We start from the raw sequence: 11,854 nt of genomic DNA on the forward strand, positions 1-11,854 counted from the left end.
GGCGGCGGGGCGGGGGATCATCCCCGTACCCTCTCCGCGATCCAGGAGGCCAGTTCCTGGGGGCTGAGTGAGGCCACCGGCATACCGGCGGCGGCGAACCGCGCGGCGATCGCCTGGTTGCACACCGGCGCCCCGGTGTCGTCGAGGGCGGCCAGGCCGAGCAGCCGGACACCGCTGGAGGCGAGCGCGCGCACCTCTCCCAGGGTCCGGCCCAGGTTGCCGCCCTCCTCGAAGTCGGTGATCAGAGCGACGATCGTGCGGCTGGGCACGCGCACCCCCGAGCGGGTGTGGGCCAGGGCCGCGCCGATGTCGGTGCCGCCTCCCACGGAGACCTCCAGCAGCAGCGACAGCGGGTCCGGCACCCGGTCGGTGAGGTCGACGACCCTGGTGGAGAAGGCCGTGAAGGACACGCTCAGCGCGGGCAGGCCGTGCAGGACGGCGGCGACGAGGGCCGCGTAGATCGTGGAGCGCTCCATGGAGCCGGACACGTCCACGACCAGGTGCACGTGCCAGTCCGCGCTCCGGCGGGCCCGGGTACGGAAGACGGGGTCCTCGGGGATGACCAGCGGGCCGTCCGGCCCCTGGCGCACGGTGCGCAGGTTGGCGCGCAGGGTGCGGCCCAGGTCGAGTCGGCCGCCGCGCCTGCGGGTGGGGCGCGGTACGGACAGCCCGGACAGGGCGGGGCGCATGCGGCGCGCCAGTTGCCGGACCAGCTGCTCGGTGATCCGCCGGACCAGGGGGCGCAGCCGGGCGAGTCTGGACTCCGGCAGGGCTCCGGCCAGGGAGAGCACCTGTTCCAGCAGGTCGACCGAGGCGGTGGTCCGCTCCGGGTCGAGGGTGTCCAGGACGTCGGTGCGGCCGCGTCGAGCGGCGCGGCCGAGGACCTCCTCTCGGACGGTGGCGCCGAACAGGGCCTGGAGTTCGTCGGCCCACTCGCGCGCGGTCGGTTCGGGACGGCCGTGTCCGCCGCGCGCTCCGGACCCGCCGCCGGGTTCACGGGAGCCCTCTCCGTGGCCGCGGCCGTAGAGCTCGTCCAGGGCCGCGAAGGCCCGGCGGGCACGGGGTCCGCCGTCCTCGGGGGGACGGCCGAGGACGAGCCGCCAGCGGTCGGCGGCGCCGATGGCGGCCGTTCCCGGATCCGCGGGAACCGGGCCTGTGGACAACCCTTCGGAGGCCCCTTCGTTGACGGAGACTGGAATCGGGGTGGACACGCCGTCCTCCCCGGGCGGGACGGACGCGGCGGGGGCCGCCTCCGGGGAGGGAGAACCCGTGACACGAACATCCCGTGAGCGAGTGACGGCGGTCACCGTGTCCCCGAGGGTGTCGGGGGAGGGATCCGGTCCTTCTGCCGGACCGGTGTCCTCGGTGGGCGGGGTGGGATGGAGGGTGCCCCCCGGTTCCCCTGCGGAACCGGAGGCGGGCGGGGGGGTTCCGCGGGTGGGGCCCGCCGCTCCCGGCGGCAGGCCGCGCCGCGGGGAGTCCGCGGTCGTGCGCGCGGTGGCCGCCGTCGGAGGATGGTGCTCACGGCTCGCGGCCCGGTGGAGGAGGCCCGGCAGCAGGGCCTCCACGGCCGTCCGCGCGGTCTCGTCGGCGTCGGCCAGGGAGAGGGCCAGTTCGGCGGACACCTCCAGGTGGGTGTCCACCTCGCCGATCCGCTCGCTGACCGCGTCCAGGAAGCGGCCCCGGGCCGCCGTCGACAGCGTCTCGAAACCCTCGCGCAGCGCGGGCAGCCTGGCCAGGAACCCGGTGTCGGACCAGCTCTCCACGCGCCGGGTCAGGGCGTCCAGCACACCGGGGTCGGATTCGACCACGGGAGCGGCCACGGTCAGGGCGCCGGCCAGACGCTGGGCGAGCGGGGTGCCGCTCCGCGCCCCGGTGGAGGCCTCCAGCCATCCGGTGATGCGCTCGGCCATGTCCTCCGGCGCGAGGGCGCCCAGGAGCAGCAGCGCGGACGCGGCGGCGCCCTGGGCCAGCGGACCGCCCTCGTCGGCGAGGAGCCGCAGGTGCCACAGGAGGCGCTGGGGCCCCACCGCTCCGGGCAGGGACGCCTGTTCCTGCACCAGGCGCACCACCCGCAACAACGCGGCGGCGTCGGCCGGGTCGGTACTGCCGGACAGGCCGGGGACGGAGGCGATCGCGGCCTCGGCCAGGCGCACGCGCAGCCGGGACAGGCTCTCCGGGGCGTCGGGCATGCCGGAGACCTGGCCGGAGGTGATCCGCTGGACGCGGTCGTGCAGGTCGATGGCGTCGGCCAGGGAGGCTCGTGGCAGGACCTCCTCCCGGACACGTCGGCCCAGATCGGCGACCAGGTCGGGGAGCGCGCACTCGGCGGCCGTGGTGAGCGCCTCGCCCGCGTCGGCGGGGGCCAGGGTCCCCTCGTCCTCGGCGGCGCGCAGACGGATGGCGATCCGCCCGCGGGCGGCCTGTTCGGGGGTGGTGCCGTAGCAGGAGGCGAGTTCGAGGGTGGCGGCGCTGGCGGGGGTCCAGCGCGCGGTCCACAGGCGGCCCAGCGTGTGACCGTCGGTGGTGCGGCCACCGGCACGGGGTTCGGCGTAGGCGACGCCCGCCGCGTACAGGCGGTGCAGGGCGATGTGGCGTTCGCGGTCGCGTCCGGCTCGGAGGGGGTCCAGGCGCAGGTCACGCTCCTGGTCGCCGGGGCCGGGCAGCCCCAGCCGCCTGAGCAGGGCGGTGACGTGGGCGACCAGGCCGGAGACGGGTGCGTCGGACGCCAGGGATCCGCGCCGGGTCCCGACGAGTTCGCGCTGGGCGGCGCGGGCCAGGGCACGGGCGCGGCCGAGGGGTTCGCCCTGGGCGAGGGCGCTGGTGAGTCCCTCGACGAGTTCGCGGCGTCCGGGGCCGGGCAGGCCCCGCAGGGCGGCCAGGTCACGGGCCATCCGGTAGGCGGCCGTGGTGTCGGGGACCCCGCAGACGTGCCCGTCCGCGCGCAGGTGGGCGCCGATGGCCGACAGGCGGGGGGNGCGCCGATGGCCGACAGGCGGTGGATGGCCGCCCGCTCGATCCGGTCGGGGTCGCCTCCCGCCTCGTGCACGTCCTGCTGCCACTCGGGATCGCGGATTCCGGCCGGATAGCCCGAACGCGAGTCCAGGAGGGCGAAGGTGTAGGGGATCAGGGCGGTGGACAGGCCCGTGTCGGGGTGTTCCCCCGGCTCCGGAACGCGGATGTCGGCGGTCGGAGGGAGGTCGGCGGGTTCGTCACCGCGTAGGAGGGTCATGAGGTCGGCCGGGGTGGGGAAGCCGTGCTCCGGGAGCTCCCCGGACTCGTGGTGGTCCGTGCCCGCACGCGAAGCGGTACGCGGTTCGCTCCCTTCGCCAGCGGACGGCTCCACCGCCGAAGAGGCTCCCCCTTCCGAAGACCCCCCGACCCCCTGATGGTCCGAGCCCGAAGCGGCGCGGGCCTCGCCCTCACCGCGGGAAGACGGCTCCGCCGGGGACGGGCTCTCCGAGAGGCCCTCGTCTTCCCGGTCGCCCGCGCGTGATGCGGTACGCGGTGTGGACTCCCCGAACCCCCGGCGACTCCGGCCGGAGGACGGCTGTCCCCCGGGGGACTGCCCGTCCGCCTCGCCGGCGGAGCGGGCCAGGTCGGCCAGGGCGTGCTCGGGAAGGAGGGCGGCGGCGTGGAAGGAGCCCACGACGGCCACGGGGCGGGTGGCGCCGATCTCGGCGACGCGGCGGCGCATCCACGCCTCGCGGCTCCGGTCCCGGAGGCTGATCCCCTCCCCGTCGAGTTCGTTGGCGCGGTGGGCCCACCCCAGCGCGAGGGCGGCGCGGCGGATCCGTTCGGGTTCGGCGCCGTAGGAACGGGTCTCCACCAGACGGTCCCACAGCTCCTCACCGTCAGAGACGTCGGCGGCCCGCAGCAGCGCACGGTCGGGGCCGAGGCCACCGGAACGCTCGTCGTCGAAGACCCGGACGGAGGCGGGCAGGTCCACGGCGTGCACGGGCACTCCGTGGGCGCGGGCCCAGCGGAGGGCGGCCAACTCCGGGGAGAAGTCGGCGAAGGGGTAGTACACGTGTCCGTGGGAGTCACCGAGGACCAGGGCGACCGGAGCCACCGTGTCGGGGTGGCCGAGCCAGTCCAGCCACGGTCCGGCCTCCAGCGGGAGTTCGACCAGCACGGCGTCGGGGTCGGCCGCCTCCAGGATCGCGGGAACGGCGGCGGCCAGCACCGGCGAGTGGTGGCGCACCCCCACCAGGAGGGGCCGCGTACACGCGGCCAGGACCCCGGCCGCGGTCTCGGGGGCGGGAACCGTGTGTCGTTGAGTGCGCATGGGCGTGTCGTGTCCTGGTGGTGTTCTGGTACCGCGCTGACGTGGTGGCTGTGTGTGGTCCGGGATGCCGGGTGCGGCGCCGGTGTGTGGGTCACCCACCACCGGAGCGGCGGCCTGGGTCCCCTCCCCCACCGTCTCCGGCCGCGGCCGTCGGATCGTGGGGAGGACCGTTCCCTCCGGCGGCGGACCGTACGGGAGGTGTCTCCACCCGGGACGTGAACGCCGGGGACCGCGTGCCCAGGGGTGTCTCGGGCGCGCGGCCGTACGGGGCCGCCGGACAACCCCCGGGACGCTCCGGTACCGCCTGAAGGGCGACGGCGACCGGGGACGGGTTACTCCCCCACGACGTGGCGCAGCTCGTACAGGCGCTTCCACAGCCGCGCGCCGTTCTCGGCCCGGTGGCGGATCGCGGAGTCCCAGTAGGCGATCAGGCGTCCCTGGTCGTCGGGGTCGTCCTTGCGTACCGCGCCCAACAGGTAGCCGGGCAGCAGGGCGAGCGGGTCGGACACTCCCAGGTAGGCACTCTGCAAACCCAGGGAGGTGGTGACGCCGACCGCCTCGGCGGTGCTCATGACGGTGGTCGGCCGTTCCACCGGCCATCCCTCGACCGAGGAGCCGGAGCGCAGGTCGCGGAAGGCCGTGACCAGGGCCTCCAGGACGGCGTCGTCCACGGGCAGCGCGTGGCCGTGGCGGGCCAGGGCGGCGCCCGCCTGGCGGCGCACCAGGTCGACCTCGGTGGCCAGGTCGGCGACCGGCGGCACGACCTCGAAGTTGAACCTGCGCTTGAGGGCCGCGCTCATCTCCGACACGCCCCGGTCGCGCAGGTTGGCGGTGGCGATCACGTTGAAGCCCGGCCGGGCCAGGAACAGCCCGTCGTCCGGCAGTTCGGGTACGGCCATCCGCCGGTCGGAGAGGATCGAGACCAGCGAGTCCTGCACTTCGGGCAGGCAGCGGGTGATCTCCTCCACCCGGGCGACGCGTCCGGTGCGCAGCGCGGTGAGCAGCGGGGAGGGCGTCAACGCCTCGGCGCTGGGGCCCTTGGCGAGCAGCAGGGCGTAGTTCCACCCGTAGCGCAGGTGCTCCTCGGTGGTTCCGGCGGTGCCCTGCACGGTGAGCGCGCCCGTACCGCTGACGGCGGCGGCGAGCAGTTCCGAGAGCAGGGACTTGGCGGTCCCCGGTTCGCCGACCAGCAGCAGGCCGCGCTCCCCCGCGAGGGTGACCACACAGCGCTCGACCAGTCCGCGCTCACCGACGAACTTGGCGGGGATCTCCAGGCTCGACGGAAGGCCGTCCACGGGCTCGGGCAGCCGCAGCCTCTCGCCGTCGCTGCCGACGACGAACGTCACGACCGCGCGTGGGGTGAGCCGCCAGCCGGGCGGGCGCGGTCCGGTGTCGTGGGCGGCGAGGAAGGCCAGTTCATCGGCGTGGCGCCGTTCGGCGGGTTCGATCTGTACCGCGGGGGTGTCGGGCACCGCGTCTCCTCGGTTTCCGGGGGTTCGGGGTGGGGCCGGGGACGGCGGGGCGTCCTCGGCGGGGTGTGGGGACGTCCGCGTTCGGGCCCCGTTCACACGCGGAGCGGGACCCGAGCGCGGACACGTCGCGCCCGTGGAGGTCCGCCGTCGGCGGCGAGCCACGGGCCGGGGTCCTACACGGGGGCGTCCCCCTCCCGCACGCGCCGCCAGGCGTCGGCGAAGACCTCCGGGAGCGGACGCGGCGCCAGGTAACGCGGGAGCGGCCCGACCGGGTCTCCTCCCTGCTGGGCCCGCAGATCGTACAGCGGCAGTTTCCAGGTCTCCAGCGGCAGGTTGGGCGCCTTGGCCTCGGACCACGCGCCCGGCAGGAACACCGAGCGTCCCGAACGCGCGCGCTTGGCGGTGACCACGAGTCCGGCCGCCACGAGTTCGTCCTGGGCCTTCCTGTGCCGCTTGGCCGTCCATCCGTTGAGGTCCCGCACCCGGCGGTCGGTGGGTTCGAGAAGGGCGAGCAGTTGCAGGTACAGGCGCGCGGCGTCGGCGGACACTCCGAGCGCGTTCTCCACCTCGCCCACGAGTCCGGGAACGGACGCCACCGGGTCACCGGCCCTACGCCCCTCACGAAGGCCGCCCGAGGACACGTGCTCGGCGATCGCCGTGAAACCGGGACCGCGCAGAAGGTCCACCGCCCGCACCAGCTGCTCGTCGTGGGCGACGCTCCCCGTGTCGGCCAGCAGGGCGCGCAGGAGGTGGGAGGTCACGTCGTCACCGAACTCGGAGGGCCGGAACCACACGGAGGTCACTCCGTCCTCGCCGATCACGACGACCGAACCGCCGTCGACGCTGTCCGGGAACGGGATGCCGCCCCTGCGGTCGCGGTAGGGGCGATCGCCCAGTTCCTCGACCAACCGTTGGAGGGCGGGCCCGGACCACACGGTGGCGACGGGCAGGAACAGCTCCGGGGAGGCGAGGCACTCGCGCACGGCGCGCAGGAGTGCGGGGACCGCCTCCCTCACCGGGTCCCCCACGGGGAGCTCGGCGTGCGCCCAGGCGATCACGTGCACGAGATCGGTGAGCATCCAGGGCAGGTCACCGGCCTTCTCGACGAAGCGTGTGGACCTCGGAGCGGGACCGTGGTGCCGTTGCCACGATGCGAACCGTGAGGAGACACCCTCGGAGCGAACGCCTGCGGCTGACGGGTCCGCGGCCACACGCAGGGCCTCGTGCCCCGACACCAACCGCGCTTCGCGGAGGAACCCGTACCGCACGGGCTGCCCGTCCACGAGCCGCGCGGCGTGGAAGGAGGCGAGGGTCTCCTCGGACAGCGAGGGCCTGCGGCCTCGGCGCCCGTTCCAGGCCTCGGCGAGCCGTTCGGCGACGACGACCGTGCCCCCGGGCTTCCACAGCGCCCCGATCGCGGCCGGGTCCTCGGGGAGGGCCGTCCGGTACAGCTCCAACAGTTCCTCGGCCTCCAGCGAGTCCAACTCCGCCAACCCGACGGCCACGTCGGCCGCCGAGAGGCCCATGACCTCCCTCATGCGCGTGTCGACCCGCCGCTCGTATCCGGTGCGGTGGGCGGCGAACAGGAGCGCGGCGCCCGCCCGGGCGAGTCCGGTGCGCTCGGCCAGGACGGCGACGGCGTCGGAATCCCACGGGAGGGCTCCGTACTCGGCCAGGCACCGGGTGAACACGGAGAGCTGCTCACCGCTTCCCCACCCCAGGTCGGCCCGCCTGCGCCAGCGCTCGGACAGGCCCTCGTCCATGGGCAGCGGGGCGTCCGACCGCGACTCCACGAAGCTGAAGGGGTACCGTTCGCTCGTGCTGGACCCCGAACCCGGGCCCAGACCCAGATGGCGCGCGCCCGCCTCGTCCCGGGGCCTGACGGACGCGGCGTTCCTGGCATCCAGCACACCGGCGTCGAGGGTGAGGCCGGGCTCGGCGAAGACCGTGCCGGACCACCGGGTCAGGAAACCGGCCAGGGCCTCCCGGTGTTCGGGCGGTGTGGTGGGCAGCGCGGCGTACCAGGCCAGCGCTCCCACACGGCCGATGAGCGGTGCCCAGTCCGTGGTCGGCGTTGGACCGCTGTGCGCGTCCGAGGTGCTCATCCGCCCGTCCAGGAAGCGGGAGGCGTGTTCGACGTGCGCGACGGTGTTGTCCGAGCCCTTCCGGAACATGTGTGCGCTCAGGAGGTGTGACAGGGCCTGCGTGAGGGTCTTCGACTCGGGTTCCGCCTTCGTCTCGGACCGTCTGGCCGCGTCGGCCCTCCTCGTGAACGCGGCCAGGTCCTTACGCACCGGGACGGTGTTCAGCGCCAGCCCGGCGACGCCCATGGCCAGTGACGGATGCGGCTCCGTCCCGTCGTCCCCGGTCAGGAGTGCGGTGGCCGCCGCCAGGGTCCTCGGCGCCGTCCGACCCCGTCGGTGTCCGACCTCCTCGTACTCGGCCTCGGCCGCCTCCAGGAGCGGGCCGAGGTCGGTGGCCTCCACGGTGCGCAGCCGCAGGGAGGCGCGGACGTCACGCGGGCTCATGAAGTGCCAGTACGGCACCGGCGGCAGGAGGGGTGTGCCCCAACCGGCCTGGGCTCCGCCCACGTCGCCGGCCTCGTACTCCCACAGATGCGAGCCGTCCACCGCCTGGAGGGAGAAGACCCGCGTCTTCCTGCTCAGGACGTGTGTGTCGCCTCCGGGGGCGGTGAAGGGCGCGGCGGGATCCGCCGGGCCGCCACTGTACGCATCGTCGTGGCCCACGGTGTGCGTGCGCCCGTCGGTCACGGTGATCCGGCGGCCCCGGGAACCGTCGTCGGTCTCGAACCACGCCACCCCGACCCCGTACGTGCCGCCCACGGAACCCAGGGGGTTGCCTGCGGCCGGTTCGTCCAGCGGGAACAGCGTGCACTGACGGTCCCTGCGGTACGGCTCCTGCGGCAGTTCCTCCAGGAACGCGGGGAGGCTGGTCCTGCCGTTCTCCCCCGTGCCGGGGTCCACCTCCTTCAGTCCGGGGTACGGACCGCTGGCCCAGAAGGTGGCGCCGTCGTGGAGCAGGTGTGCCATCCTGCCGTCGGGCTCCTCGCCCCGGCGCAGTGCGCGCCCGCCGTTCATCCGGAGGCCGTCACGGGTGAGCTGGGCGATCGTCTCGGGCCCCGGCGAGTAGGCGTGTGCGGCGTCCAGCAGCGCGCCGGTACCGGCGCAGGCCACGGAGGTCTCGGGGTCCGAGGACCAGTAGGCGTGCTCCGTGTCGTCCAGGAGCTTCCGGTAGCAGACCAGGAACGCGCCGTCGCTGTACACCGCCGCGATGTCGTACGGGTCGGACGCGCGGATGTCGTGCTCGTCCACACGGCCCTCCGGCCCGACCGCGATGGCCCTGGTCCTGGAGGTCAGGGTGATCACCGGCCAGCTGTACGTGCTGATGACGGGCCCCGCCCCGGAGGCGCGGAGTTCGTTCACCGCCTCCTCCAGCTCCGGCCACCCGAACTCGTCGATGATCCCCGCACGCAGTGCCGTGGCGAGGGCCCGCGCCGGGTCGAGGGCGTCGAACTCCTCCCGGCGGTGCGGGAAGGCGGCGAGGGCGGCTCCGTCGACCTCGGACCGGAGCCTGCGCAGGCGGACCTTGAGGTGGGTGAGGCCCGTCATGGCCGAGGGCGCGACGAGTTCACCCAGCCTCCGGTCGATGTAGGGGTGCAGGCACGGGCTCGGCAGCAACTCCTCCAGCTTGTGTCTGTAACCGGCGTACTCGGCGACGGACCTGGCCAGGACGGGTTCCCAGTGCTCGTCGGCCAGGATCGCCGCGAGCGCGCATCCGTCCTCCTCCCGGCACGCACCGGTGTACAGGTCGAGGGACTCCCTCCTCCCCTGGGGCGGCTCGACGGGGACACCCAGTCGCAGGCACGTCTCCAGCAGGTCCACCCAGACCCGGCCCCGCAAACGGACGGGTACACCGTCGGCCCGCAACCGTTCCGCCAGCCGCGGAACCCAGTCGAGCAGCTGCGCGGGGCGGCCGCGGACGGTGCGGGTGACCACGCGGCTGAACCAGTCCGCCGCCCCTCCGGGGACGTCCTCGTCGGGGTCGGCGACCATGTCGACGGCGCCGATGTCGTCCAGCAGGTCGAGCCACCAGGCGCGGCGCTCCTGGGAACCGGAGACGAACAGGCCCAGGAGGGCGCGGCGCAGGTCCGGGTCCGCGCGGGCCGCGCGCACCACGGTGCGGCGCTCCGCCTTCCAGAAGCCCTCCGGGGCCGCGTCCACGGCGGGAAGCGAGAGCAGGTCGCGCAGGAAGCCGGTCTCCTCGGTCGTGGTGTCCAGACCCTCCGCGCGCGCCCTGCCCCCCGCCAGGAGGCGCAGCTGCCTGGACAGTCCGGCCCAGGGCGGCAGACCGCCGCGAGCACGGCGCAGGCACAGTTCGAGGAACTCGGCGTGGGCACGCGAGGGCTCGTAGCGCTCGGCGAGTTCGGTGGCGTGTCCGGCCAGGGCCTTGGCCGTGAGGGCCCCGGCGAAGGCGAACTCCAGGAACGCCTCCCTGCGGGTGTCCTCGTCCACGGGCAGGGCGTACACGCGCTCGGCCTCCCGCGCCCTGCCGAACATGATCCCGGCCAGGCGCCCGTTGCCCGCCGCGACGAAGGCGCGCCCGGCCTGCTCCCAGTAGGAGGGCAGGTGGGAGACGGGCACGTCGGCGGCGAGGCGCGTGTACTCCTCCTCTGCCCTGCTCGGCCTGGAGCTCGCCCACCGGGCGGCCCTCTCCAGGGGGCGGACGAGGGCGAGCGCCTCGGCCCGGTGGTCCGGGTCGTGGACCAGGGCCCACTCCGGGTAGCCGAGCCCGCGCGGGCGGGTGCGCGTCACGGGCGCGGAGATCCCGCTGGACTCGAAACCGAGGAAGTCCACGGCCGCGTCCTCGGCCGGGCCGAGGACGTCGGGGACCAGCCGCACCACGGGGCGTCCGCCGAGCGCGGGGTGGGTGTAGGTCCGGGCGCGCATCGTGTCGGTGTGCCCGTCGTCCGGGGCGTCCACGGGGGCGAGTCCGGCGTCGAGGAGGCCGTCGTGGGGGACGGGGGCGGGGGTGGTGCTCACGGCTGGTTCTCCTCTTCGGTGCTCCTGTCGACGGCGTGGACGATCTCGGCCATGCGCAGACCCTCGGACCAGGCGACGGGTCCCACGTCCTCGATCCTGACGTTCCGTTCGTCGGTGTCGACCCAGAACAGTCCACCGCTCCTGGTCGCGTACTCCGGATCGTCGGAGCCGATCCAGTAGCGGGCCTGGACGGTGCGGCCGCCCTCCAGCACGCGGCACACCGCGTGGCCGCCCCGTATGGCGAACCCGTACCGCCGGGCCCGCCCCCTGGCGTGCCTGAGGTCCTGGAACGCGGCTCCGGCGTAGGCGTTGCGTGCTTCGGCGGCGGCTTCCGCGGTGTCGGGCTTGCGGTGGACCTGGCGGGTGAGCTGGGGCAGGCGCTGGGTGATGCCGAGTTCGAGGGCGAACTCGCGCACGTCGTCCAGGTCCTCGATGAGGACCGGATGGGCCAGGATGACGCGGTCGGCGTCGAGCCAGGTGCTCTCGGCGTCCAGATCCAGGACACCGATCCGACCCCGCTCGTCCACGCCGCGCAGGAAACCACCCCCACCACCGCCGCCGCCGGCCGGAACCGCGTACAGGTCGTACAGGGTGTCCCGCCACGCGGGATCGGGCCACACCTCGCTGATCAGGGTGGCGGGGACGGGCAGGGAGCCCAGCAGCCACGACTCGACGCGCCGCGCGCACTCCCGCTCGTGGCGTTCCACCCACTGGCGCACGTGGGAGAGGCGTTCGGCCTCGGGCGATTCGAGCACCTTCTTCGGCACCGACCTGAGCGTGCGCCCCTTGGGGTTGCGGCACACGATCGTCGTGCCGTCGAGGGCGAGGGAGTACCCGGCGGGGCCGTCGACCCAGACGGGCTCCGTGCGGGGAGCGGAAATCGACATGGTGCATGTGTATCGTTTTCCTACGACACGTCCCGCCCTGTCGGTGGAAAACTCCTGGTAGCGCTCCCGCGGTGTTCCCGCAGTGCTTCCGAGGAGCTTCCGGAACGGGCGCGGAGCGGCCGCCGGTCCATGCGGAGCGGCCGCCGG

At 74.6% G+C, this 11,854-nt stretch carries 4 protein-coding genes and 1 pseudogene; all 5 read right to left on the reverse strand.

The features are described 5' to 3' along the window. Positions 1–17 precede the first annotated feature (17 nt). Entirely contained in the window at positions 18–3,062 is a 3,045-nt protein-coding gene (locus tag D455_RS0125620; RefSeq protein WP_394296656.1) for a DUF5682 family protein, read from the reverse strand. A 5-nt stretch (positions 3,063–3,067) separates the two neighbouring features. Next, positions 3,068–4,288: pseudogene (locus tag D455_RS35655) on the reverse strand (DUF5682 family protein); the annotation flags it as partial. A gap of 332 nt (positions 4,289–4,620) precedes the next feature. Then, positions 4,621–5,760 carry an ATP-binding protein gene (locus D455_RS0125630; RefSeq protein WP_017573519.1) on the reverse strand — a complete coding sequence of 380 codons (1,140 nt, stop codon included), beginning with the start codon at positions 5,758–5,760 and terminating at the stop codon, positions 4,621–4,623. Positions 5,761–5,933: 173 nt separating this feature from the next. Beyond that, positions 5,934–10,820 (reverse strand): hypothetical protein, encoded by a 4,887-nt coding sequence (locus D455_RS0125635; protein WP_017573520.1) that lies wholly within the window; start codon positions 10,818–10,820, stop codon positions 5,934–5,936. Beyond that, entirely contained in the window at positions 10,817–11,707 is an 891-nt protein-coding gene (locus D455_RS0125640) for a DUF4132 domain-containing protein (RefSeq protein WP_017573521.1), read from the reverse strand. Before D455_RS0125640 ends, D455_RS0125635 begins: the two co-directional genes overlap by 4 nt. Positions 11,708–11,854: the final 147 nt, after the last annotated feature.

It is taken from the genome of Nocardiopsis halotolerans DSM 44410 (assembly GCF_000341065.1).
Taxonomy (GTDB): Bacteria; Actinomycetota; Actinomycetes; order Streptosporangiales; family Streptosporangiaceae; genus Nocardiopsis; species Nocardiopsis halotolerans.